Source organism: Paraburkholderia sp. PGU19, from assembly GCF_013426915.1.
In the GTDB taxonomy this organism is placed as follows: Bacteria; Pseudomonadota; Gammaproteobacteria; order Burkholderiales; family Burkholderiaceae; genus Paraburkholderia.
Window position 1 is genome coordinate 403,814 of the sequence record NZ_AP023182.1, and the last position, 25,791, is coordinate 429,604.

Consider the following 25,791-nt stretch of genomic DNA (forward strand, 5'->3'; position numbering starts at 1 on the left):
TCATCAAAGGTGATCATCAAATGCTGCAACGCATCCATGTTCGCTCGATCCTTCTTTCCAGTACTTCGGACTTCATCTAGCCACGCACTATTGAGAGACACGAGTTTCCCGTATGCGAGGTTGATCATGGCTGCGGTACATGAGGTCATAAAAGTGCACAGGAGGACCAGCGCAAGACTTCCTGCACCCACGGAAAAACTGTACCACCCGGCCGATCGCCATCATGCTGGCCACCGCGATGACGCGCGACGTATCGTTGCCGGCGATGGCTAACGACGACGGCGAGAATCGGAGCAGCAAGTGCGGAGTCGGAACCGAGGACGAGAATCCGGCTGGGACCGAACACGGCATATAGGCCAGCAGCGAAACGATCGTCGCATCGACGCAATATGCCCCCGGATTCCCTGATGCTTCCACATACGCGCCAACAGGCACCAGCATGGTCGTCAATACCAGCCCCACTGCCAGATCGCCTGGCAGCCAGGAATACGCCAATGGCAACAGAAAATTTGTGTGACGTCCCCTCGGGTGAGCCTTCCGAAGGTCCCGGAATGTATGAGACCAAAGTCCAATACCGTCCCTAACAGGCAGTGCCTAGACTGATTGTGAGCGTGCTGTCCCCGGGCATCGGGTGGCCGTGCGCGCGTGACCAGCGCTGGATTCTACGGTCTGAGCGCCATTGATTACGCTCCGCAGTCCTTCCAGGCATAACCGATTGCGGACGTCGGATCACTGACTAAACGGGAGGAGCGCAGAAATGAAAGCGAATCACATCCTTGTTGCGGCCGCTGTCCTGATGACTGCGTGCATGGCAGTTGCCCAGCCGCAAACCTCAGTGGATGTCACGAAAGCGCCGGGCAGCGCCACGATTGTGGGAACCGCGAAGGTGACGGCTACGATCGTCGAGATCAAGCCAGATACCCGTACCGTGATGCTCAAGGACAAAAAAGGCAAGGTGGTCGAACTTGAGGTAGGGGAAGAGGCACGCAACTTTGACCAGCTTAAGGTCGGAGACATCGTCACGACCGAATACAGGGAAGCGATGTCTCTCAGCCTCTCAAAGACCAGCGGCCCGCGTTCGGCCACGCAACGCGTGATCGAAAAGCGCGCGGAACCGGGCGCCAAACCGGGAGGCACGATCGGTCGGGAGGTCACGGTGATGGCAGATGTCATCTCGGTTGACCATAAGGCGAAGACGGTCACGTTGAAAGGACCGCAGGGCGGCATCGTCGATGTGCATGTGGAGGATCCGGAGCAGATGAAAAATGTCCGGAAGGGCGATCAGGTTAAAGTTGTCTACACTGAAGCGGTCGCGATCACCGTCACGCCCGGCCCGGCCGAGTAACGAGACTAGTTCACGGTCTTCGATATGACGCTCTCACCGTTCCGACCGAATTGAGGTCATGCGTAGCCTCGAAATGTTTTCGTTCAGTGCGTAAAAAAATGTGACTCGGGTGGCCGATCGCTGCGTCTGAAATACGGCATTGAAGCGTCAGCTGCCTTGATTTCTCACAAGTCTTGTATCGCGACGTGGACAGCGAAATAGGCCGATGACAGACACGTTCACGAATTAGCGCTGCAATGCTCAGAAGACACCCATCTGGACAAACATCCCTCTTGGGACGCTCCAAAGCAGACGGCTGCCTGAAAATCGGATCGTTGAAGTCGGCTGTCACCGGTGTACGCGTGATCGTATGCAGGTTCAACTGGCAGGTCAGCAGAAGTTGTATGTGCAACTGACATCAAATAGTCGTGATAGCAGCGAATATAACGATTGGACTGGATAGTTTGCTCGGGTGTCGCAATCAACTTGATATTTCCACTACCCCGGAGTAATTCCGTGAGTACGGACTTCCTCGTCGCTCTCGCTGGTGATCCCGCCGTCTGGGCTGCTCTTGTGACACTTGTGGTCATGGAGGTTGTGCTCGGGATCGACAACCTCGTCTTCATTTCCATTCTCAGCAACAAGCTGCCACCTGCTCAACGGACCAAGACCCAGCGGATCGGCATCGGGCTTGCCCTCATAATGCGCCTTATGTTGCTTGGCACTGTGGCATGGATCACGCATTTGACGCAGCCTGCGATGTCACTTTTCGGTCATGCGTTTTCCTGGCGCGATCTTGTTCTGCTAAGCGGGGGACTGTTTCTTGTCTGGAAAGCGACGAAGGAAATGCATCACAACGTCTCAAGCGATGAGGACGATCCCACAAGTGACGCTGGCCCGGCCACCATGACGGTACGAGCGGCGATTGGCCAGATCGTGCTGCTTGATCTGGTGTTTTCCATAGACAGCATTGTGACCGCGGTTGGCATGACCGATCATGTCGCTATTATGTACATCGCTGTGATCGTGGCTGTCGCGGCAATGCTGTTTGCGGCCGGCCCGCTGTCGCGCTTCATCGAGCACAATCCGACAATCGTGATGCTGGCGCTGAGTTTTCTTTTGGTGATTGGTATGACGCTGATCGCCGAAGGGTTTGGTTCTCATGTTCCGAAAGGCTACATCTACGCGGCGATGGCGTTCTCCGCGTTCGTCGAAGGCATGAACATGCTTACAAGGCGAGCACGAAGGAACCGTCGTCTCAGGCAAACCGGTTGAACATACGCGTGAGGCCCATCTGGAAACACCGTGCGAAGACGGGATTGTACTTGTGAGCGCACCGCGAATGTTTCGAACGGTGGCTTACGGTGAAGCGAGGTTACGCGTCCAGTTGCCCATCGACGGACTTGGTCTGGGCGTTAGCTCGGGCATTGAAATGGCGGCTCCGGTTGACGCAGCGGTCGATTGTGCGCAGAACACGTCAGGCGTACCTCCGAACAGCGCGCACGGTACCGTCGGCAACAAGCAGTCATCGCGCAGTCCAGCAACACGGCCGCTCAAAGGTCTGCTGACCATCCATAAGCCGCCGTGACCAGTGTGTGCTTCGAAGCGTCTGGCGGGTACATCGCGGGCTCTTGAGCCCACGCAATGCGTGCTGCCCCTTCAGATTGCGAATTGAATGGCCAGTTACCGCGGATGGAACCGTCAGTGGCATCATTGCCGTGTCAGCAGGCAAGTTCGGCATCGCCGTTGTCTCACTGCCGCTCGACAGCGCGGGCAACAGCGTCCGCGCGTGACAACCAGTTCGCTCAGCACTGGCCCGGAGGTCGCACATGTCCGTCTTTCTCGAAGTCGAGCACGTCACAACATATCGCTACAACAAGCCTGTGGAGTTCTCCCCTCACCGCGTGATGTTCCGGCCGCGGGCTGCGCACGACATCCGCGTGCTGTCGGCCACGCTGGCGGTGTCGCCACACAGCACACAGTACTGGATGCAGGACGTGTTTTCCAATTCAGTCGCGATCGTCGAACCACGAGTGCCAGCCAACGCCCTGGAGCTCCGCGCGCGCTTCGTGATCGAGCATTTCGGCGTCAGGAATCTGGAGTTGCCAGTGGCGCCCGAAGCCGAGAACTACCCGTTCCAGTACACCGACGAGGATCGGCTCGACCTTGCACCCTTCCTGCCGCCGCAATATCCAGAGGATCAGCCCCTGCTACACGACTGGGTGGCGCAATTTCTCCCCCGGCGCGGCACCACCCACACGCGCGACATCCTGGCCAATATCAACGCCGCCATCCGCAGCGACTTCCGGTACCAGTCGCGTGACGCAATGGGCACTCAGCTTCCATCCGAGACGCTGAACCGGCGCAGCGGCACATGCCGCGATTTCGCGCTGTTGATGATGGAGGTGGTTCGGGGGCTGGGATTGGCCGCGCGCTTTGTGTCGGGATATCTGTATGACCAGGCGCTCGACACGCCGGCCCCGCCGCCGGTGCGCAACACAGGACTGCAACAGGGCGCGAAACAGGTCGAAAGCCGCGACGAGCCACTCGTGGTAGGTGCCGGCGCGACCCACGCATGGCTGCACGTGTTCTTGCCAGGCGCCGGCTGGGTACCATATGACCCGACCAATTCGCTCGTTGGCGGCACTGACCTGATCCGAGTGGCATTCACACGCAAGCCCGAACAGGCCGCGCCAGTGTCCGGCTCCTGGTTCGGTGCCGCGCAGGACTTCATCGGCATGGACGTCAGCGTCAGCGTGCGGCGAATCGAGCAGCCGGCAGAGCCGGCATTGATCGGCGAACGTTCCTCGCAGAGTCCAATGACCGCCGGGTCTTAACTTTTGACGACCGTGTTTCCATACAAGGTATTGTCATCAATCGACCGTCAGTCCAGCTCACACTCCCCGTCCTGTCTCCGGACTCTTCCATGCGGTTTTCCGCCTATGGCTTCGGATGGGGTACCGCGCGTTCGCTCTTCCATATGAAGCGGTGCGGGAGCACCTTGGCGCAGGGGATTTGACGGATCAGCAGATTCGACTTGCCTTTGAACCAGGCAAGCGGCGAATCCTGCAATCCGTTGAGGGCCCTTCTCGAAACCCGACTTTCCGAACGAGAGGTGCAACCCTGAGTTTTTGACACACCTTCCGCCAGGTGCTGCCACACGTAGAGAACACCGGCCGATACGCCCGTCTGCGCGAACGGCTCGTGGTCGGACGGGCGGAATTCAGTTCCCACAAGTGAGCCTATCGAGTTTCTACTCACAGTGTTCGACCAGGACGAACAACACTGCGACATGCTAGGCCGTACACGGCGCCCGCAGAGCCGCGTACCGCACGAAAAGCGCGCGGGGCGCCGCGGGTGAGTGATGCGTCTACGAAAGGCTGGTCGGGCCGCGCTCAAGCGCTTACGACCCAGGTCATCGCACGGTCGGTGGATCCGCGTCGGTCGGGATGCGGGCCAGGTGCCGGAACAGTGCCAGCGCCCGGTTCGCCATAGAGGCCTCGAGCCCCGCTCGCAATGAAACTGCTAGCTTGTCGGTCGATGTGCACAAGAAAGGACAGGCCCCATACGTCATTCGCCTGGCGCTTTGCGAACACCGCCTGGCGAATGCTTGCGTTCGCGGCTACTCCTGCTGCAGCCGGGCATGATGGTACTTAATCACATCCATGACCGCAGCCGTCATCACTGAAGTTGAGACTCCGAACATAAGGATGCCGTTGGCAGCTTCGATTGGGCCAAGCATGCGCCATTGCTTGGACATGACAATGTCGCCGTAGCCCAGCGTGATGAAGTTGACCGCCGAGTGATACAGAGCCGTGGCGAAATCGGAAAACTCGCCTAAGAACATGAACAGCGCAGCCCAGATTGCCATTTGGGCGAAATTGCAGAGCAAGGTCAGCAGCATCACGGTTATCAATAGCAGGACGTCCACCCATAGCAGGTCCTGGTTCTTAACGTTGCGCCGGAAGCGAGCATACCGGCGCAGGCAGATGGCTACCACCACGCCTTGCAGCAGCAGGCACAGGACCATGGCCGGAGCGGCGGCCAGTACATTCTGCAGCATGATTGACTCCGTCTTCAGGGCAGCGCGCAGGCAAAAACGGCGCAGCATTCGGAACGCGGAGATCGCAGGTTCAAAACTTTCTCCCCCGACCAATCATAGGACACATTGCGTCAGCCGCTCAGCTGCTGAACCGCCCTGGTCCGCTTCGCCCGCGCTTCCTCGAGGAGGCGATAGGATGCGTAGTACTTGTAGATATTTCGCACGTACGTGGTTGTCTCGATGCCAATCTTCTCGGCCACTACAATCTCAACGTTGTTGAACCAGACATCAGGATTGAGACCGCGCTCCAAAGCTTCCTTGCGCATTTTCGCGATGTTCCCCGGTCCTGCGTTATAGCTGGCGAAGGCGAACAGCGGTCGGTCAACCTCGGAAAAATGGGCATCGGGGAAATAACGGGTCATCAGCTGATCAAGATACTTCGCGCCCCCATGAATGTTTGACTCGGCGACCTTGATATCCCCGACGTTAAGCTGCTTACCTGTGGCCGGCATCAGTTGCATGATTCCGACCGCACCGACGCGGCTCTTCGCCTCCTGATTGAGCCGCGACTCCTGAAACCCTTGTGCCGCGAGCATCAGGGGATCGAAACTGTATTGCTGGCCGTACTTCTCAAAGAACGCCACTGTCCGCCTGAAGCGCTTGAGTTCGGCACTGTCCGTATTGTTGTGGATCTGTCTGATGCCCTTCATGTACTGCTTCAGGCGGGCCTGCGCCACACTTTGCTTCTTGATGAAACTGTCGTAGAAGTTGACGATCACCAATTGCAACTGGGGGCTCTGTTTGCGAATCGCCCAACCGATAACCCCTCCCTCGCGTACCGCGATGTTCTCGTGCAACCTGATCTGCGGCAGCATCTGCGCCCACATGCGCGCCTTCCAGTCGTCGACGACCAGGATCTGAAGCAAGCCGACGTTCAGCATTTCCATCGCATCTTCATCTTCGAGCGCCTCTGGCAGCAGCACGAGCCGTATCGGTGACTTGCCGGCTTTCTGGAAGCGGTTGTTCAGTGCGCTCAGGCTCTCGTAATAGCTGCTGTGGCGGCGCACGTGTACCGTCTTGCCACTCAGGTCGTCGAGTTTCGACAATGCGGGTGACTTGGGACCGGTCAAAACGATCTCTCTGGTTGGCTTGAGAGCGTGCGCCGTGGCGAAGTCCACCTGTTTCTGGCGATCCGCTGTCACGGTTAGGTTGCCGGCTGCGATATCGCCTTGACCTTCCGTTAGGCCGGGCAGCAGTCGATCGCGTGTCGTGGGAATCATGATGACCGTGATCGGGCGGTTGCCCAGACGATCGGCGTACGTCTTGTTCACGTATCGATCGAAGTCGCGCACGAAGTCCGCTGTCAGTCCACGCTCGTGTCCGCGGTCATTGAAGTACAGTGTGCGGCTATACGGAACGAGAACGCGAATCATCCGGCGCTCGAGCATTGCATCAAAATCGCCCCGCCACGGCGTGTTGGTCAGATCGATCCGGCGGCCCGCACTACCTGATACGGGCGAAGAAGCTGACGGAGATGATGCTGCTGACGCGGCCAACGTCGGCTGTGCTACAGCGCCAGGTGAAGTCCGCACGTAGAGCGAAACCACGAGCAGGCCCAATACCATCCACGCCCGAACGACATACTTCATACACATTGTTGCCGACCATCATCTTTACGCTTGCGCGCTCCCGCCTGATTGCGCAATCATCAACAGGCTCAATAAGCTGACCTTTAGAAGCGCTTCGTGTACTTGACTTCATTTCTTACAGCATAGTTGCGAGTAAAAGCGGTTCAAGACCTGTTTGTCGTTTCCGGCACTCCCATCCTCTATCCCGGCTACCAAGCCCATTGAGCGTTCGTCGCCTGCCCAAGTGACGGATAACAGCGATAAGCGGCTGTTTGAATGTCCGACCGAACCGATGACTGAATGGCGGTTCATGGCCCGATCTCTGCCCGATGCGGTTGACCCTCGACCCATTGCCGATACTCTGGTTTCGGCGCGATTGCGGCCGCCAGATGCTGGCTTTTCGGACATTCGAACCCAGGGGCATAAGCGAGGTCGGCGGCCCGATCAGACGCTATGCAGATGGCATGTCCACTCCGGGAATCACTAGGCACGTTTCCTAACCACCGGGTATCCGCGCAGCCAGAGCGGAATCTCCGAAGCAGCCAACGGAACGGCGCAGCCGGGAAGGTCCGTTCAGCAGCAGAAAAAAGATGATCACCTGCCGTGGCAACGCGAAGAGAAGACAACCAGGCCATCAAGCGCTCACTGCAATTTTTGTCTGATTTTTTCGCCATGCGACCTAAGCTGATAAAAGTGAGCAAGGGTCGAATCCATGCATACCAGACGAGTCGTGATCTGCGTGCTTCTGCTTGCCGCGATGCTGGTTGCGGGTTGCCAAGGTAACGGCAACGGCACCGCATCGGTGGCGCCGGCTGGATTGACCGAACGCGATGTTGCAGTTGTCTACCCGCAAGGCACTGAAATCGTTCCCAATACGCTCAGCAGCAGCGGGCTCATCACACACTGCAGCGTGTCGCCGCCTTTACCCGCGGGGCTATTGCTCGATCCGCAGACCTGCGCGATCACCGGGACGCCAAACGGCGTCTCTCCCGACACCATATATACGATTGACGCCAGCGATCCGGCAGGCAGCGAATCCATCAGGGTGGAGATCGAGGTCAAGCCCGAAGCTATCGCCCCGGAAACCCTGAGTTACTTGAACCCCGCTGTGATCTATACGACCAACGCGCCGATCATTCCCAACACACCGATCGCCACCGGCGGGGAAATCACCCTGTACAGCATCTCGCCTGCCCTGCCCGCGGGGCTTCTCCTCGATCCGCAAACAGGCATCATTTCTGGCACACCCTCGGCAGTCAGCCCACCGTCCGTCTACACGGTGATCGGCAGCAACAGCGTCGATTCTGTCGAGGTTCAGCTCGCGATCGAGGTGCACGCTGCGATTCAACCACCGGCGGGCCTTAGCTATTGGGATCTGGCTCCCGTCTACGTTGTCGGCCAGCCGATCTCTTACGACGAGCCGCTGTCCACTGGCGATGAAATCACTTTCTTCTCGGTGTCGCCAGCGCTACCTGACGGATTGAGCATCAATGCGCAGACGGGCGCGATCAGCGGCACACCAACCACGGTGCAGCCACCGACGACCTATACGATTATGGGCAGCAACAGCGCGGGCAGCGTCACCGTGCAGATCGTCATCGGCGTCGACGACCCGGTGACGGGAGAGTGGACACCTGCCAGCTCAATGAATCAGGCACGTTTCCGGCACACGGCCACGCTGCTGCGCAATGGCCAGGTTCTGGTCGCTGCGGGAACAAGAAAGCAAGCCACTGCCTCTGCCGAACTGTACGCTCCGGCCACCAACACCTGGACATCGACCGGCAGCCTGAGCCAGGCGCGCCAATCCCACTCGGCGACGCTGCTGCCCGACGGCCGCGTGCTCGTGGCGGGTGGATTCAAAACGGGCGTGGGCAGTGAACAGTCGTCGGCGGAGTTGTACGACCCGGCCTCGGGTAGCTGGTCGTCCACCGGCAGCATGAGCGATGCGCGTGATTTGCACACGGCCACGCTGTTACCCAACGGCCTCGTGCTCGTAACAGGCGGCGAGGGCAAGGCGGGAGCCCTGTCGTCGGCCGAACTGTACAACCCGGCGACGGGAAACTGGTCGCCAACAGGCAGCATGGCGCAAGCGCGCTTTTCCCATACTGCCACGCTGCTGGCCAACGGCCTCGTACTCGTTGTGGGTGGGGCGAGCGATTCAGGCGCCCTTTCTTCGGCGGAACTCTACAATCCAGCAACGGGGACCTGGTCGCCAACGGGTAGCATGAGTCAGGTGCGCACCGACTTCGCCACCGCGTTGCTGCCTGACGGAACGGTGCTGGCGTTAGCGGGAACGGACGGAAACACTGAACTGTCGTCAGCCGAACGCTACGCCCCCGCCACAGGGACATGGACACAGACGGGCAGCCTGATCCATGCACGCGACCTCCTGACTGCCACGTTACTGCCCAACGGCCGGGTGCTTGCCACCGCCGGACTGGCAGGGAGCGATCTTTACTCAGACGAGCTTTACGATCCCGCTACGGGTACCTGGACGCAAACGGCCAGCCTGGGCTGGGCGCGCGAGCAGCATACGGCGACGCTGCTAGCTGACGGCAGAGTGCTCATCGCCGGGGGAATCGGTCGTGGAATACTGGCTCGCGCCGAACTGTTTCATTGATGCGTGGATGCAGATTGCGACTTGTGTTGGCGACAGGCACGTAAGTGCGCGATGTAGCCGCGTTGTAGCAGCAGTGACCGAAACGCGACACGGAGCTGTCGTTCCCGTGGCCCGCACAAAACGCAAGGAACGTACGTTGATGGCCGCAGCCAGCCAGATGATGGGCGTCGTAGGTCGCCCCCCAGCGGCCAGTTGACTCTCCCCAATGCAGCCGTTCACTCGTGAGTATGCTCTGCATCGCGTAAAGGGCTATAACCAACCTCTCTCACTGACGAAACGCAAGATCAAGGCGTCCAGCGATAAACGGTGATGCTGGAACCCTTGACGTTGTTCTTCGTGACCACGTACTCGCCTGTCGATCGAAGGTATGCCCTGATGCCGTACATCGAATCGATGGCGCTGCTGGCGTCGACGGTACCTGTACTGGTGTTGACCAGCGTGGCGTCGAGGTTGCCTGAAGCGAGATTGAAGGCGTCGATGTTCGGCAAAGCTTGCCCGCTGCCGAACCAGTAGCCGACGAATAGATAGCTGCCGGCCGCGTCAATCGACTTGGCGCCGGCGCGGGTGAGGTTGATCACCGGATTGGGTGCCGTAGTGTTGCCCGCGCTCCAGCCGTGATATACCTCGATCCGCGTGCCTATCGACGTCCAGTCCGTACTCCCAACAATGCCCCGTCCGAGAATCATCGTGTCGCTGTCCGCGAGGTAGACGATACGCGTCAGCGGCTTGATGCTCTCGGGAATGCGAATGGGGATACCGGATCCCCATGTTGGCTTGCCGCTGGCGTCGAAGCCACTCAGCGGATAGTGGTAGATGTAACCAGTCTTGTCCAGGCCGGCCCACACCCCTCCCGTGCTGTCAATGCAGAATCCGTCCCTGACTGATGCGGTCGTCTTGAACGCCGCACCGGGAAGCGTCGCGTCCGGTATTGCGATGTAGCCATTCGCAGCATTGAAGTGGAAGAAGTAGTAGATATCTGGATTCTGGCCGGACACCACGAGGATCCGGTTTGCGCCGACTGTGGCAAGTTGACCGAAGTGCTCGTCCCGTGAGCGATCGTTGATGTTGATGCGTGGATCGGATGGATAGTCGATCGGATCGACAGTGTTCGCTACGAAGGTTCCCCCAGCGGTGCCGGTGTAGATGTTGGTGCCTCCATAGAAGTAGACGCCGTCGGTACCCGGGTCCGGAGCGGCGATCCCCTCAAAGTTGAGAGACTGAAGCTTCCATTGCAAGCGACCAGAACTGTTATAAGAGTGAAGGTCCGTGCCGCCGTCGCGGCCGAGGTCCCAGCTTCCGCCCCACGGATTGTTGAGCACATAGAGGTTGCCTGCGCTGTCCTTGCCGATGCCAGTGACGCGGGTGAAGCGCTTGTCTCCAACCTGTCCTTTGATTCCGGTCGTGGTGTCGAGATAACCGCCCTGAATGCCGAATGTACCGGCCAGCGCCGGTGTGCCCGAGAGCTTGTAGCGCTTGATGTTCATGTCGGGGCCTTCGTCCCCAACCATGAGCTGCCCCGATGACGCATCGAAATAGAGCGCCGATGGCTGCGAACCGCTCGGCATCCGGATGGTGTTCAACAGCGCGCCGGTTGGACTGAACTCGACGATCGAGCCCTCACCCTTCTGTGCGACCCAGGCGTTGCCTGCGCCATCCAGTGCGATGGCGCCCGGGCCCGTGACGTTGATGTCCCGCTTCCAGACACCGTCGGTAGTGAAGATCCGGACGCGATTGCCATAGAAGTCGCTCGCGTAGAGGAGCGAGGCCGCCGTGGCCAGTCCAGTGACGACGTCGACCCGCGGCAGGTTGTTAAACGCACTGACCTGAATCAAAAGATCGCGAGTCCTGGTGGTGCGGTTGTATCGCCCCACCGCACCGCTTCCGTACGTCCCGCCGGGCTGCAGTGCCACAAAGATCGACGTTGCGTTGCCCGTGATCGCGCCGCCCTGAAACTCGCCGTGCGCGCCGATCGAGCCGAGGCTCTTGCCGGCCTGGTAGACAGCGACGCCACCCTCGTACTCGTCCCACATGGAGGCCGTATAGATGACGCCTTCGGGCGCGACCCACATGGAACGCGCGGTGTTACCCACGTGGGCGGCGAGGGTGCCATAGGTGTTCGCCAGCCAGTCGGTGGTGTTTTCCGCCTGACACGCCGGTGCGATCGTGGCGATCGCTGCGACGAGGAGTGCAGCATGAATCCGCTTTTTCTCAACCATGACCGATGCTCTCTTGAATGTAGCGATCATTCACGTGAATGGTCGGCCAGCCAGATTTCAAATTCGTGATCGGTGACCCACGTATGAACATATGCAACTCATCGCGCCTTTACAAGCCGCACCGCGACTTTGCATACGGACGTGAATTGTGGTCTTAAGCGAAGCTCGACCGTCTCCTTTAGGGACGCCTGCTGCCTCATGCATGGCGCATTGTTTCGCGTGGCACATGCGGCGGCGATCGGCAGCAAGGGACCCGTTGCTGCAGGTCGAGTTGCTGGAGTTCCAAAGCGGAACGGCCACCCTGTACCGTCGATCGAGGACGAGTCATCGGCCATAGCCGCCGTTGGCATGACCATAGTCCTACGGCGGCAATGATTAGTATTGCTGACGTCGAGCACACGATCTTGTCGAACGGCAGCGTTGTGCGCGTCCAGAGGACAGTAGTCGAACCCGTTGTTGCCCTTCCGCACATTGCACTGAGTCTCCGAGGAGTGGACGCCTGCGGACGCTGGCGCGACATCGTCGACAAAAGGTCGGCGATCGTCCCCGTGATCACGTCGACTGCGCTGAACCTGATCGGGTCCGCCGACGCTGGCATTGCGACACAGACGCTCCGAACAGGATGCGCTTGTTGGCCCCGGCCCTATCGTGACGCGATCAGGCAATGCGTATGTGCCGAGCGGGCGTCCAAAATCCCATATCAGCACATGTCGAAACAGTGCCTGGTACGGCTCGACAGATAAGAGTGCGTATCGCTTTCAAATGTTACAAAAAATTCGCGCAACGTCGTTCGCCACGACCTAAAGTCCATTCCACGCATCAGACAAATGGCGGTCCTGGCAGAGAGTCCAGTCATCGCGAAGCGAAGTTTCTGGTGCGTGAGAAACCGGTTTGATATCTGGTAGTGCAGTCTTGACCGACGCGCTGGCGGTGATCAGCGCTCGCGGTCTGTGGCGGTTGAAGCGGTAGCGAATCTGGCGAGCGAACAATGGTGGACACAATACGCGCCGACGATGTTATCGATGAAACCATCGGCGAAGATGCAATGCCACTCCACTTCCTTCGCAGCTGCCAGCAGGCTACTGTGGGCTGTTACAGGCCGCAATGGAAAGGAGCCTTCCATGCGTTGCGACAAGAACCGTGTACTGTTGAGCGGCATTCCGCTCGCTGTCGTTCTCGCCACATTCATTCCGACTAGTCAGGCTGCGCCCGTCCTGGTCTCCGGTCCCAGTCCCTTTGCCGCTTGCACCACAGGTGGCCCAGGCACGAACTACGTGAACGCCGAAGTCGAACCCTGGATCGCTACGAATCCGAGCAATCCGTCGAACCTGATCGGCGTATGGCAACAGGACCGATGGAACAACGGCGGCGCCCATGGCCTGGTTGCCCGCCCGTCATTCGATGGCGGTTTTACGTGGAGCACGCCGGTTGCACTGCCTTTCAGTGCGTGCGCAGGCGGGACTGGCTACGAACGCGCGTCCGATCCGTGGGTGTCGATCGGCCCGGATGGAACGGCGTACGCTGTATCGATCTCCTTCAATCAATCCAACAACAGCAATGCGGTCCTCGCCTCGGTTTCCAAGGACGGCGGCCTGACATGGGCGCCTCCACGCACCATCATCGCCAATAACGAACCGTCGTCGCAATTCTTCAACGACAAGGAATCGGTTACGGCAAATCCTGTCAGGGCAGGCGTCGCGTATGCAGTGTGGGACCGGCTGGAGACGCCGAACGGAAATCCCTACGCTAGCAGGCATACGGCTGCCTTCCGGGGGCCGGCGCTGTTCTCGAAGACGATCGATGGTGGCCAAACATGGAGTGCGCCATCCGTGATCGTGTCGTTCGTTCCGTCCCATCGCCAGACAATCGGCAATCAGATCGTGGTCGATTCGAAGCACGGAACGCTCTACGATTTCTTCAACCTGATCATTCCGCCGTTCTCCAAGGCGGCGGGCAGAGTGGCGTTCATCAAATCGACCGATGACGGAGCAACATGGACCGCGCCGAAAGTCATCTCGGGGCTGCAGACCGTATCAGTCTTTGATCCGAACACCGGCGAAGAGGTCCGTTCGGGAGACATCATTCCCGAGCCCGCGATCGATCCGAAGAGCGGGCAACTCTACGTCGTGTGGCAGGATTCCCGCTTCAATGGCGGGCAGTACGATGAAATCGCACTTTCTACGTCCAGTGACGGCGGCGCGACCTGGAGCGCACCCATACGGGTCAACACGCCCACAGGAGGCCCCGCATTCAATCCGAGCATCATTGTCAATTCGTCGGGGACCGTTGCCGTGACGTACTACGATTTCCGCAATCTGGCGGCTGGCAACACCACGACACTACCGACGGATATCTGGCAAACGACATCGGCAGACAACGGAACGACGTTCGCCAATGAAATACATCTGGCGGGAGCGTTTGACCTCAAGACCGCGCCGGACGCTGAGGGTTTCTTCGTCGGAGACTATCAAGGGTTGGTCGCGATCGGATCGACGTTCGTCCCGTTTTTCGTGCAAACAAACTCAGCTAATTTGAGCAATCGCACAGACGTGTTTGCTCAGCCTTAGCCATAACAGTATGTGTGGGAGCTGCGGCGCGCGGCGCGCCGCAGCGGCGAGCCGCGTTCCCGATGCAGGACACCCCACGACTCAACTTTCTGTGCTCGCCTTATTACCTGGGCGGTTTCAAATGTGAAGCGCAACACAATGCCTAGTGAACGGAACTATCAGGTTGAGAAGCAAGTGCAAGCATGGTGGCGAAGACTTCGAACGGCGAGTGGAAAGCGTGTGTGGCACGTGGCCGGCTGTTGAGGCTGTCAGCGATGTCATCAAGGTCGTCCTGGCTGTAGACCGAGAGATCCGTGCCCTTGGGCAGATACTGGCGTAGCAGACCATTGGTGTTCTCGCACGTGCCACGCTGCCAGGGGCTGTGAGGGTCGCAGAAATAGACCTTCACACCGGTCGCGGCCGCGAGCTCCTGGTGGCAGGCCATTTCCTTGCCCTGGTCGTACGTGAAGCTCTGTCGCAGCGGCGCAGCGATGGAATTCAGTTTGGCGGAGAAGCCCGCGAGTGCCGAGGCAGCTGTCGCATCGTCCATGCGGGCAAGCAGCACAAGGCGGCTGGAGCGTTCGACCAGCACGCCCACGGAAGAGGCATTGTTTGCACCCTTGATGAAGTCGCCTTCCCAGTGGCCCGGCATCACGCGGTCGTCCACCTCGGGTGGTCGCACATGAATGCTGACCATATCTGGAATCTGACCGCGCCGGTCTGTGCCTCGACTTCGCGGTATGCGATCGCTGCGATGGTGGCGCAGACAGGCGACGAGCTGGCGACGCAGTTCCCCATACGGACGAGCGTAGATAGCCGTATAGATGGTCTCGTGCGAGACCCGCTGGGACGAATCATTCGGGTGCATACGTTTGAGCGTACCTGATATCTGCTGAGGCGACCATTTCCAGTCCAGCAGCGTGAGGACGATGCGCCATGTAACACCCTGCGGATCGAGCTTGGCGGGGCGCCGGCCAGCCACACGTCGCGCCACGCTTAACGCCTGGGCCGGCACCGAAGCATAGCGGTCAGGCCCGCAGTTGCGAGCCAGTTCGCGACTCACCGTTGCAGGTGAGCGCCCAAGCATACGGGCCATAGCCCGTATGCTTGAACCCTGCAGATGCTGGCTGGCAATCGTCAGCCGCTCTTCAGGCTGGAGTTGTTGGTATCGTTTTTCCATGGCAACACCTTATATGAGGCGAGGTGTTGCACTTCAAACTTGAGAACTCGCCTGGGATTCCGACCGTAAGATTGAGCGACCAAGAAAAGACCCTCGGTTACAAAACGCCAGCCGAGCGATTCCATCAAACTATTGCGTCGATCGGTTGAATCCGCCATCCGAAACCTGCCGGATGCACATTGCGAGCAAATCGGCCAAAGCCGACGGTCGCCGATCAGCCGCTGTGCGGCGGCCGAAGGTCGCTTCACTGACATTCGCGAACCCGTGCCGACGAATGTCTCCTCTTTTTATCGACGAATAAGACTTCCCGAACCTAAGGCGACGTTCAAACCATCATCGTCCCAGCGGCGGCCTTCCAGCTGCTACTGACGCTTCGAAGCGGTTCGCCAGAAATCATTTGTGGCTCTATTCAAACGACCTGCTAACCCTGCTAACCTTGGCCGTCGACCAAGCGGATCATATAGATGGGAAAGCAAGTGATTGATGACGAACCGTGCGTGCTAATCGAGCGAAGCGATGCCGCGGACGGTAGCCGTTCACTTATGAAAATCGTTATCGCAACGTCGCTCCTAAATGGCCTTGAGCTATTCGATTTCAGCGTTTTTGGGCTCTTCGCAGCGATGATCGGGGATCAGTTCTTTCCTTCCGTCGATCCGATGACGTCGCTGCTGTTCGCCGTCGCTACTTTCGGCGTCGGGTTTCTGTTCCGCCCTGTAGGTGCCATAGTGATTGGCGCCTATGCGGACCGCGCTGGCCGCCGTCGCGCGCTCCTCGCTACCTCCTGGATGGCGACGCTTGGTACAGCCGCTATTGTCCTTTGTCCGCCCTACGCTGCGCTCGGCGTAGCCGCCCCCTTGATAGTCGTCCTGGCACGCGTGCTGCAAGGCCTGGCGATCGGCGGTGAGATGGGCGCGGCAGCCGCACTCGTCGTGGAAGCCGCGTCGCCCGCGGTGCGTGGTCGTGCGATCGGCTCGCAATTGGCGGGCAACGCACTCGCCCCGCTCCTCGGTGCGTCGCTGGGCTCGCTGCTCGGCAGCATTCTCTCCCCCGAGCAGCTAACGGCATGGGGCTGGCGCGTAGCCTTCGCGTTCGCGCTGCCGCTGCTCGCGGTGGGCTACTACCTGCGACGCCAATTCCTCGCGAACGATGCCCCACGTGCGCACACGGCCAGTTATGCAGTGCGTCGCCGGCCCGGCAGGCTCGCCCGTCATCACATTAGAACGCTGATCCTGGCCACGCTGTCGACGAGCTTTAGCACGGTGTCGTTCTATTCGATCGTCTATTACATGCCAGCGTGGCTGAACCGCGTCATGCACAAAAATGTCGTCACGGGGTTTCTGTCGACGGCATTCTCGGGTCTGTTGATCATGATGCTTGCTCCGCCTTCGGGCTGGCTCGCCGACAGGCTGCCGCGCCGCAAGCCGCTCGTCATTGCCGTCGCCGCAGTGCTTGCAGCGGTCATTCCGCCGATATTCTATTTAATCATTCATACCGGCACCGCAACGATATTACTGGCCGGTGTAGCGTGCATCACCGCGCTCGTGGCGGTCGGTGGATGCGTTGTGAACGTGCTGATTCTTGAAGCCTGGCCACAGCACGTCCGGGCGAGCGGCTACGGCATCGGCTATGCGGTCGGCACAGCGCTTTTTGGGGGCACGGCGCAACTCGTCGTGACAGCGTTGGTCAACTGGAGTGGCAACCCGATGGCCGTGGCGTGGTACGCCACGCCATGCTGTCTGCTGAGTGTTGGCGCGCTACTCTGTTTCAAGGAGGAACGTGCTGACGCTTGACAATGCGCAGCCCCTAAACGTACGGCTTCCATTCGTGCAGAAAGTGGTTATCTATCGCGCGAATATCTTGCGGCACCATGTCGTACGCGCGACGAAACGCCCGCGTGAAATCTGATGCACTCTTGAAACCGTGCCCGTAGGCGATGTCCTTCACTGGAAGATTGGGATGCCGGACCAGATCATCGGCCGCTTGCCGAAGACGCAGGTGCCGGATATAAGCGCCGATTCCGCCTTCGTGCTGAAACAGCCGATACAAAGTCGGACGAGGCAATCCAAGCGCGTCAAGAACACTTTCAGGAGAAAGGTCAGAATCCTGCAGATTTGCCTGCACGTAGCGGCGTACATTATCGAACATCGCCGCGCGCACCGCTGCGCGCGCATTGCCGGCAAGCCCTGCCTCCTGCGCGAAGGCCGCGGTGAGCAGTTGCACAGTAGCCGCGAGGCTTCGCTGCGCTTCGTCTATCGCAATAGAACCAATTCTCCCGGCCAAGGCCGTGACATGTTCCACGATCAAACGCACCATCGGGCTTCCGCGCTGGAGCACACGCCCATGGAGGGCTGCCGGGTCGGCAATGAATTGCTGCAAAAGCGCACCGGGCACGAAGAGCGTAACGACGCGGCAAGCCTGCCGGCGCATTCGGATTGGCTGGTCCATGTCGAGCGCCAGAATTCCTTCACGGCAGAATTCGCCCCGCCGCCTGGCCGAGTGCACGACGAGCGGCTCGACCCCGCCTTCCAGAAACACGTGAAAGGCGAAACTGCGAACGTTGTCCCGCGATATGCGGGCAATCGTACGCTCCAGCAGCAGCTCGTCCGTCCAGCAATCCGTAAAGACGATGTCATCGACAACGAATCGTTCGATCGCCCCGTGAAACGGCTGTTCGGTCTGGGCACGCGAAGCCACGACGTCTATGACGTGCCCGACACGCTCGCACCAGCGCAGCAGTTGCCGGGATACCGGCTCATTTCGAACATCGAAATGGCTATGAATGATCCGGTTCGTGCCAACCGCTGCACTACCGGCCCCGTTGAGACGTTGGCGCATGGCTGAAAGCTGGGTCCCGATTGGTGGGCGAATTTGAAAGGCGCGCAGCAAGGCGAACGCCGAGCACCGGCTTGTTGCCTTAATCCGGAAGATGCGGACGGACAGCTGCGAACTGTATGTCGCGGCATGCCTCTTTTTTGCATTATATCGAGTCTGTACTGGCTAAAGCGAATGCCAGGTCTTGAGTGGAAGTGAGTATCCCGTGGGACAGCTCACGTCGACAACGCTCCGCCGGTCATGGAAGGTCGAAAAGTCCACTGTCGAATGCGCAGCAGCCATTCGAATGTCCACCACGAGCCGTCGTTCGACTCGGGCGTAGGTTCGACATTCGGACGTCGGCTTCGCTCGCTTATCGGTCGATCGCGGATCGACGATGCTCGTTGCATCGGCGGCCTTTGCCAACGTTTAGAGACCGTGGCCGGTGAGGCGGTTATAGCCTGCTCCCCCTGATTTTCGCCCTTTGGAAACAGCGAATGTCAGGGTTTATTGCAAGAGTGATGCACCCTGTCGACTCATTTCGAATGCCTCGATCGCACCGGTTTGGGGTGTCGTGCCGTGCATGGTCAGCAGGTGGGTTACGAACTCGCGGCCCAGGGGCGGCGCCGCGCCCGCGGTCCATATTGTCACCATCGACAGCTTATTGAATCGGCATATACCGTTCCACCAGTCTTGCCCAAAAAGCGGAGCCGACGACCAGGTTCTCATCGTTGAAATCGTAGGTCGCGCTATGCAGGGTGTTCCCCCCATCGGTCGGGCCATTGCCGATCCGCAGGAATGCGCCGGGGCGCTCCTGCAGCATGTAGGCAAAATCCTCGCTGCCCATCAATGGGGCCATCTGTTCCGTTACCCGCTCCTCGCCGACCAGTTCCTTGGCGACCCGTATCGCGAGCTCGGTTTCGGCATCGGTGTTCGTCACCATCGGATAGCCTTCGACGTAATCGACGACTGCGGTGAGGCCATAACTGTCGGCCTGGGCGTGCAAGAGCCTCGTGATTCTCTCTTTCAGCGTCCGACGGACTTCCGTGTCGAACGATCGAACGCTGATGCTCAACTCAACCTCCCCCGGAATCACATTGGGAGCCGATCCGCCGGCTATCCTTCCGATGGTCACGACTGCGGACTGGGTCGGATCGACATTGCGGGACACGACGGTTTGCAAAGCCATGACGATACTGCCTGCCGCGACGATCGGGTCGTTGGTTAAATGTGGGCGGGCAGCGTGCCCACCCTTGCCCACAATCCTCACGTAGACGCGGTCGCCCGCGGCCATGAAGTTGCCCTTGCGGAACATGAACGTCCCTGCCGGAGCGCCCGGATGGTTGTGCATGGCGAACACCGCGTCGCAAGGAAACTGCGTGAAGAGCCCTTGCTCGACCATTCGCTTGGCCCCGCTGTCGTAGCCGCGCTCCTCGGCCGGCTGGAAGATCAGGTGCACGGTGCCGTCGAATCGTCCGCGTTGCGCCAGGTGCCGGGCCGCGCCGAGCAGCATGGCGGTATGTCCGTCGTGGCCGCACGCATGCATGCGGCCCGGATGGAGGCTCTTGTGGTCGAACGTATTGAGTTCGTCGATCGGTAGTCCATCCATGTCGGCACGGATCCCGATACGACGTTCGCCCGTGCCGAGTCGCAACGTTCCTACCACCCCGGTGCCGGCGATCCCCGTCTCGACTGAGTAACCGTACTCCTTCAGGCGGCGTGCGACGATCTCCGCAGTCTGCACCTCATCGAACGCGAGTTCCGGGCAGCAATGCAGTGTATAGCGGAGCTGACGCATATCGTCGGCGAACGGCTGCAGATCGGAGATGGAACTAAGGTCAGGTAATAGCATGTTCGATTCCGGAAGTAGCGGCTGACTAGAAGGGGCCCCAATGCATGGCGACACCGGTTGCAATGGCAACGATGCAGATGGCCAACCAGGCAACCAGCAGCGGCATGACGAAGCGCACCCACTTGACGTAGGGAATGCCGGACATTGCAAGGACAGCCATCAAGACGCCCGAAGTGGGGTTGAAGCAGTTGATGAAGCCTTCGCCGAGCAGCACCGCCTGTACCGTAACCTGCCGAGTCAGATGCAGCGTGTCGCCAAGCGGCGCGAAGATCGGAATGAGCACCGCCGATTCGCCCGATCCGGACGAGATTCCGACGTGCATGAGCGCGGCGCTCAGAAACATGCAGATTGCGGCCAGCGTGGAATCGAGCGGGGCAAGCATGCCAGTGAGCATGTTGACGATCGGGTCCAGGATCTTCCCGTCGCTGAGGACGATCGAAATGGCCCGCGCCACGCCCACCACAAGCGCCCCCTTGACGAGTCCGCTGCAGCCATGAAGGAACGTGTCCGCAATCTTGCCGGGCCGAATTCCGCTCACGATCCCGGAGGCAATCGCCATGATGACGAACATCGCAATCATCTCCGTCTCCGCCCATTTGCGCGTCGACGAGCCGTAGACAAATACTGACAGGCAGATGACCACGATTCCGGCGACAGCGATTTGCCGCGGGTCGAGTCGTCGTGCAGACGGGCGCAGCACTGTCCGGTCACGTTCGGGCGTCGACACGGACTCCGCCGCGTCGACCAATCGATGCGCGCGGATGCGAACGATGAGGAAGATGATGGTAACCACCAGGAAGGCGACGTAGATGCAGATCCGGAACGACATGCCGGAAAACATCGGCAGGCCGGCCAGGCGTTGCGACAATCCAGTCGTGACCGGATTGAGTATCCCCGTGTTGAAGCCCGCGTAGGTGCCCAGATAGATCAGGCCAGCACCGATCTCCGTTGCCAGCCCCATGGACTCCGCAAGCAGCAACCCGAGCGGGACGAATGCCACAACCGAGTTCGTCACCACGCCCAGCGTGCCGAGCAGCGAAAAGATCACGCAAACGACGATGACGGTGATATGCGCCCGCGCCGCTTCTCCATGTGCAACTATGGCGAGCGCGCTGCGCACAGTGCCGGTTGCTTCCAGCACGGCAAGCGCACCGCCGGTAAAAAGGATCAGAAAGATGATCGGCGCGGAAGCAATCATCCCCTTGGCCAGCGCAGCGAACATCTCGCCCGGCATCACGCCGTGCTGCGAGACCGGCTTCAGGCTGTTCGGAACAACGAGGCTGACGCCATTGCTGACTGTTCGGGAAAATTCGCCTGATGGCACGACCCATGTCGCGATCGCGGCCACTACCAGCATGACGAAAAGCAGTACATAGGGGTTGATCGGCTCCTTGCCGCCGATCACGCGGGCTGGCTGGCGCGGCGGCTCCAGGCCTTCAACTGGCCGGCTGGCGTCGTTCATCATGTCCCTCCATCAATGCTTTCACGTTGTAAACTTCTCTATTCTCCGTTCGGCTTGGGAATGTCCGCATTCCCTAACCGGCTCAGTGGCGGAGTATCAGCGAAAATCTGCATGTAAAGTTGTCCCCATGTCTGCAAAAATGTTGCGTACAGAGCAACAGCGGAGTCGACATTGCAAACACCCGAACGGGGCCTTTCGGAGCGTACGCTTCAATACCTGGTCGCTATCTCGCAGTACGGTGGCATGCGCCAGGCGGCGCTCGGTCTTGGTCTGAACGTCTCGACCATCAGTCGGCAGATCGCCCTTGCCGAGCGCGAGCTTCGTCTATCTCTCGTGACGCGTCGCGGCCGAAAAATGGAGTTGACCGAAGCGGGTCAGATGGCAGTCGACTATTTTCGTGACTGCGAGCGCAACGCCCGCCGGTTTCGCGCCCAGCTTGATGAATATCGCAGCCTCAAGCGGGGGCAGGTCACAATCGCTGCGGGCGAGGGGACGATAGCGAGCCTGGTCTCCGTTGTCCTGAAACCTTTCCTGGACAAATACCCCGACATCACCGTGGAGTTGCGCACCGGCTCACTTCCCCAACTCCTTTCAATGATCCGCGAAGATCTGGTCGATATCTGCGTGTCCATCGGCGCTTCGACCGATCCGACACTGAACGCCCGCCTATTCCAAAGCGAGCCCTTGTGCGCGATCTTCTCGGTCAACCATCCGATGTCGTCACGCAAGTCGGTGACCATGGAAGATCTCGCCAACGAGCGTCTGGTCTTCATGCCTCCGGATTTCGGGCTGCAGGCCCATGTCAACGCGATCCTGGCCGATATCGGTCGGACGTACATGCCGGCATTCCGCTGCGACCGGTTTTCGACGGCCACGGCAATCGCCGCACAGAACCTGGCCGTTGCATTTATGACGCGCGGGGCGGCTCAGGAGCGGATCGCCGCAGCCCAAGTCAAAGCTGTGCCGATTGACCATCCAATTGCACGTACGTTTGATCGCTACGTCATTACACGGGCTGGGCGGCGACTTGGCCCGGCCGCGAACTATCTTCTGCGGGAAATCGTCAGGCTAATGTCGACGGTATAGCGATGGAGCCGGCTACAGGTTGCATTCCGGACGTTCGCACCCAGGCATCTGTGGCGATCTACATAGCGCCGCGATCGACTGTTGGTTCCAGGAACCGGTCATCCCGTTCGCGCTGGCTCGCATGACCGTCGAGGGTCGGTTAGAGGCGCGCGGTCTCTGACGGGCAGCCGGACTACCACGAGATTCGCCAGGCGGCGCTCAGGTGTTGATCCAGATGCGCGCCTGCTCCAACTCGCTGACGTGGAATGCCTTGACTTCGGCCTTCGTAAAGAATCGCGCCAGATGCATTGAGGCGCGGATCCAACCCGCATCGGCCACCACGGCAGCGCGCGTGACCTTGCGGGCCACGGAAACGCCGAGCGTTATATCGGTCCACAGCGCCTTCGGCTCGATACCGGTGAAATGCTCGATGCGTTCGAGCACGCGGGTCTTGCCGTTCAGTTCGAGATCGCCACGCATACGCTCAATGGCTTCGCGCAGATCGTGGTCGGTGATCTTACCTTCGACGGTAACTTCGATGACCGGGGAATCGGGCTCGGTGTGATACAGGATCATGGCAAGACCGCCTTACCAGGAAGACGTTACACGCACAGGCCCGGATGAGCCTGGCGTCCAATAACGCCCTAATGCTACCCCTTTTCAGACGGCCCGGTTAGCAGGTAGAACGCCGTTCAGAGTACCCGAACCGCCCCGACGTGGCCAAGGATGTCAATAGATCGTCCAGATTGGACACCCGGCCTGCGCCCTCCAAGGATACGATTCACTCAAATGTTCTCCCGGCCACGCGTGCAGCCCTGCAGCGTGCTGGTTGCATGTGGCGGACCTCGATGTCGTCGAGTCGAACCAAGCATTTGCCGCGCAGGTCTACGCTATGACGCAACTGCGACAGAAAGCATAGCGAACGATGTGCGGACTGACGCAGTTCGCCTTGAATAGCTCGTCTCCTCTCGACTCGAGACGCAGACACAAGAATGCATGCCATCAACTTAATGGAAACACGTTAACCATGACACACGAAACAGAGGAAAAACACGCTGCCCGGCAGCGTAACGGCGAGTGCAATCGCACGCAAAATCATCGCATTGACGAATTTGGCAAGATGAGTCTCGATCTCGAGCGAAAGTGGGCGTGGACGACGTCAAGCAGTCGATATGACTGGATGGATTCGCATGCGCCGTTCGCGTATCTCGATTAGATTTCGATGACCGAAATGCGCTGCGGAGCGGCCATTGAGGTCTCAGATTCCGAACGGCCGAAGTGGGGTCGACTTCTGCCAGCGTGGGCGGGAGCGGCAGGTGTGTTACCCCTTTATACTCCCGTCACACGCGGCTGTCTGGCCGCGACATACGCGAACCAGGGGAGAGATCACCATGGCCTTCCGTACCACGCGCGATACGCTGTCTCGCATTTTCTACCAGCGCTGTTTCTGGCTGTTTGTCGTGCTGCTCACGCTCATCGGCGCGGTTTCGTTTGTCCCCCCGAGCGATAGCGGCCGCCTCATCCTGAACGTCGTCAATATGTTCCTCGTAATAGCGACCGTGGCAGCAGTCGGCCGTACGACCCTGCCGTTCGTGATCGTGCTGTTACTTGCCGTTCCGGCCATGTGGTTCCAGTACCTCGGCCTGTGGCGCGACGACGAGACGAGCCTTGCTATATCCTGGATGTTCAGCGCCTCACTCTACTTCATCACTGTTGCGTATCTTCTCCGCTACGTTTTCCAGCCCAGGATCATGACGGCGGACAAGCTGTTTGGCGCCGCGGCGGCTTATCTGTTGATCGGTGACCTCTGGGCGTACATCTATGCAATCATCGGATTCTTCTATCCGCAGTCGTACATGATCGTCGGGCAGCCGGGTCGGCTCGTTTATGCCGACGCGCTTTACTTCAGCATAACCGTCCTCACGAGCACAGGCTTCGGCGACATCACGCCACTCACGCGCCCGGCACGCGGCATGTGCATGGTGGAACAGATCACCGGCAGCTTGTTCGTCGCGATCCTGATCGCCCGCCTCGCTGGCGTTTACCCACCGAAAGAGCGTTATACCGACGGCAAATCCTAGGAAGTGAGGAAGCCTTGTTGTGTCTGTTTGACTGCCGGCGATATGCGTGGACTCGACGACCAACCAGGCTGATTGAGGTCGGGGCCATCCTTGTCACACAACGTGTGACGTGCCTGTTGTGCACACGCCGCGCATCGACAGCACAGGCGAACGCTGACGAGCCGCTGTTTGTGCCACGGCCGCAAACAGTGCCGCGACCCCGCCAACTCGTCCTGCACCGACAATGACGGTTTTCGGTTGACGCATGGTGTGCTCCTCTCGCGTCCAGATACTCAGTCCGTGTGGACTCGGTCGTGCAACAGGAAACGTCGTCACCTGGGACGCGCAATAGCGTCGAAAGCCTCTGTTATGACGGGATCGGCTTGCGGCCACGGTGCATGCGAGCCGCGAGCATCGCCCTGTGGCGCAGTCGCGCCAGTGCGCACGAACACTCGCGCTCCCCGGCCGCCACGCCCGGAAGCAACATATCGTGCGACCTCCAGCGTACCGTCGGCCAGCATCTCACGAACGGCAATGAGTATTTCGTTGCGACTCGTGCCCAGTCGTTCAGCAAGTTCCGCCGCGGTGCACCCGCTACCATCCGCTAACACCGCCTGGATTCTGCTGGTCACGCGATCCGATTTGCGCTTGTGCTCATTCGAAGCCGGTGGTCTCGTTGAACCCAACGGTGGCGAGGCTCTTTGCCCGATCGCGCCCAGATGCGTTTCCCCATCCCTCTCGGCCTTTCCTGGATTCCGCGCACGATAGCAACGCTGGTCGATATCGAGCCGGCTAAGAGGGTTCTCGAATATTGCAGCCAGCTGGTCGATGCCGAACCGCACGCGCAGCGCGCGCCACACGTCTTGCCATCCATCACAGAGACCGCTGCGAGCGAGGTCGTAAGCGCTTTGTCTAATCGAGTCGCGAGTCTCGATGAGATCCCAGTTAATCGAACGCTTCATGTCTGTTCCGTCCTTGCGTCGAA

At 59.6% G+C, this 25,791-nt stretch carries 19 protein-coding genes and 1 pseudogene; 10 read left to right on the forward strand and 10 right to left on the reverse strand.

The window, feature by feature from the left end:
* Positions 1 to 167: 167 nt before the first annotated feature.
* Positions 168 to 504: pseudogene (locus tag H1204_RS52075) on the reverse strand (SulP family inorganic anion transporter); the annotation flags it as partial.
* 253 nt (positions 505 to 757) lie between these two features.
* On the opposite strand from H1204_RS52075, the gene H1204_RS42310 reads away from it, so the two are divergent.
* The 3 genes from H1204_RS42310 to H1204_RS42320 all read left to right on the forward strand — a co-directional run bounded on the left by H1204_RS42310 (position 758) and on the right by H1204_RS42320 (position 4,161).
* Positions 758 to 1,345, forward strand: coding sequence for a hypothetical protein (locus H1204_RS42310; protein WP_180736047.1), 588 nt, complete (start codon positions 758 to 760; stop codon positions 1,343 to 1,345).
* 495 nt (positions 1,346 to 1,840) lie between these two features.
* Positions 1,841 to 2,599 (forward strand): TerC family protein, encoded by a 759-nt coding sequence (locus H1204_RS42315; RefSeq protein WP_243469091.1) that lies wholly within the window; start codon positions 1,841 to 1,843, stop codon positions 2,597 to 2,599.
* Positions 2,600 to 3,153: 554 nt separating this feature from the next.
* Complete coding sequence (locus H1204_RS42320) at positions 3,154 to 4,161, forward strand: transglutaminase family protein (protein WP_180736048.1); 1,008 nt, start codon at positions 3,154 to 3,156, stop codon at positions 4,159 to 4,161.
* Between the two features lie 785 nt (positions 4,162 to 4,946).
* On the opposite strand, the gene H1204_RS42325 is transcribed toward H1204_RS42320, so the two are convergent.
* Positions 4,947 to 5,387, reverse strand: a complete 441-nt coding sequence (locus H1204_RS42325) for a potassium channel family protein (protein ID WP_180736049.1) — start codon at positions 5,385 to 5,387, stop codon at positions 4,947 to 4,949.
* 110 nt (positions 5,388 to 5,497) lie between these two features.
* Positions 5,498 to 7,015 (reverse strand): transglycosylase SLT domain-containing protein, encoded by a 1,518-nt coding sequence (locus tag H1204_RS42330; RefSeq protein ID WP_180736050.1) that lies wholly within the window; start codon positions 7,013 to 7,015, stop codon positions 5,498 to 5,500.
* Between the two features lie 691 nt (positions 7,016 to 7,706).
* Here H1204_RS42330 and H1204_RS42335 point away from each other — a divergent pair.
* Positions 7,707 to 9,614, forward strand: a complete 1,908-nt coding sequence (locus tag H1204_RS42335) for a kelch repeat-containing protein (RefSeq protein ID WP_180736051.1) — start codon at positions 7,707 to 7,709, stop codon at positions 9,612 to 9,614.
* A gap of 284 nt (positions 9,615 to 9,898) precedes the next feature.
* On the opposite strand, the gene H1204_RS42340 is transcribed toward H1204_RS42335, so the two are convergent.
* Positions 9,899 to 11,830, reverse strand: coding sequence for an SMP-30/gluconolaconase/LRE-like region family protein (locus H1204_RS42340; protein ID WP_180736052.1), 1,932 nt, complete (start codon positions 11,828 to 11,830; stop codon positions 9,899 to 9,901).
* A 1,121-nt stretch (positions 11,831 to 12,951) separates the two neighbouring features.
* Between H1204_RS42340 and H1204_RS42345 the strand changes: the two genes are divergently transcribed.
* Positions 12,952 to 14,397 carry a sialidase family protein gene (locus H1204_RS42345; protein ID WP_180736053.1) on the forward strand — a complete coding sequence of 482 codons (1,446 nt, stop codon included), beginning with the start codon at positions 12,952 to 12,954 and terminating at the stop codon, positions 14,395 to 14,397.
* A gap of 142 nt (positions 14,398 to 14,539) precedes the next feature.
* On the opposite strand, the gene H1204_RS42350 is transcribed toward H1204_RS42345, so the two are convergent.
* Positions 14,540 to 15,556, reverse strand: coding sequence for an IS30 family transposase (locus H1204_RS42350; protein WP_180736054.1), 1,017 nt, complete (start codon positions 15,554 to 15,556; stop codon positions 14,540 to 14,542).
* A gap of 464 nt (positions 15,557 to 16,020) precedes the next feature.
* Between H1204_RS42350 and H1204_RS42355 the strand changes: the two genes are divergently transcribed.
* The gene (locus H1204_RS42355; protein ID WP_180736055.1) at positions 16,021 to 17,346 is read left to right on the forward strand and encodes an MFS transporter; all 1,326 of its coding nucleotides are present in this window, start codon (positions 16,021 to 16,023) and stop codon (positions 17,344 to 17,346) included.
* A 13-nt stretch (positions 17,347 to 17,359) separates the two neighbouring features.
* Here H1204_RS42355 and H1204_RS53085 read toward each other — a convergent pair whose 3' ends face one another.
* On the reverse strand, positions 17,360 to 17,869 hold the full coding sequence (locus H1204_RS53085) for a helix-turn-helix transcriptional regulator (RefSeq protein WP_346015795.1): 510 nt from the start codon (positions 17,867 to 17,869) through the stop codon (positions 17,360 to 17,362).
* On the opposite strand from H1204_RS53085, the gene H1204_RS53090 reads away from it, so the two are divergent.
* Positions 17,846 to 18,397: a hypothetical protein gene (locus H1204_RS53090; protein ID WP_346015796.1), complete on the forward strand. Its 552-nt coding sequence runs from the start codon at positions 17,846 to 17,848 to the stop codon at positions 18,395 to 18,397. The genes H1204_RS53085 and H1204_RS53090 overlap by 24 nt on opposite strands.
* A 631-nt stretch (positions 18,398 to 19,028) precedes the next feature.
* On the opposite strand, the gene H1204_RS42365 is transcribed toward H1204_RS53090, so the two are convergent.
* Complete coding sequence (locus H1204_RS42365; RefSeq protein WP_180736056.1) at positions 19,029 to 20,219, reverse strand: M20 aminoacylase family protein; 1,191 nt, start codon at positions 20,217 to 20,219, stop codon at positions 19,029 to 19,031.
* A 25-nt stretch (positions 20,220 to 20,244) separates the two neighbouring features.
* Complete coding sequence (locus H1204_RS42370; RefSeq protein WP_243469092.1) at positions 20,245 to 21,684, reverse strand: YfcC family protein; 1,440 nt, start codon at positions 21,682 to 21,684, stop codon at positions 20,245 to 20,247.
* A 168-nt stretch (positions 21,685 to 21,852) separates the two neighbouring features.
* Between H1204_RS42370 and H1204_RS42375 the strand changes: the two genes are divergently transcribed.
* Complete coding sequence (locus tag H1204_RS42375; RefSeq protein WP_180736057.1) at positions 21,853 to 22,767, forward strand: LysR family transcriptional regulator; 915 nt, start codon at positions 21,853 to 21,855, stop codon at positions 22,765 to 22,767.
* 198 nt (positions 22,768 to 22,965) lie between these two features.
* Here H1204_RS42375 and H1204_RS42380 read toward each other — a convergent pair whose 3' ends face one another.
* On the reverse strand, positions 22,966 to 23,322 hold the full coding sequence (locus H1204_RS42380) for an STAS/SEC14 domain-containing protein (RefSeq protein ID WP_180736058.1): 357 nt from the start codon (positions 23,320 to 23,322) through the stop codon (positions 22,966 to 22,968).
* A 451-nt stretch (positions 23,323 to 23,773) separates the two neighbouring features.
* Here H1204_RS42380 and H1204_RS42385 point away from each other — a divergent pair, with 451 nt between their 5' ends.
* Entirely contained in the window at positions 23,774 to 23,962 is a 189-nt protein-coding gene (locus tag H1204_RS42385; protein WP_180736059.1) for a hypothetical protein, read from the forward strand.
* A 175-nt stretch (positions 23,963 to 24,137) separates the two neighbouring features.
* A complete protein-coding gene (locus H1204_RS42390) occupies positions 24,138 to 24,827 on the forward strand; it encodes a potassium channel family protein (protein ID WP_180736060.1) in 690 nt (229 codons plus the stop codon).
* 311 nt (positions 24,828 to 25,138) lie between these two features.
* Here H1204_RS42390 and H1204_RS42395 read toward each other — a convergent pair whose 3' ends face one another.
* Positions 25,139 to 25,768, reverse strand: coding sequence for a helix-turn-helix transcriptional regulator (locus H1204_RS42395; protein ID WP_180736061.1), 630 nt, complete (start codon positions 25,766 to 25,768; stop codon positions 25,139 to 25,141).
* Positions 25,769 to 25,791: the final 23 nt, after the last annotated feature.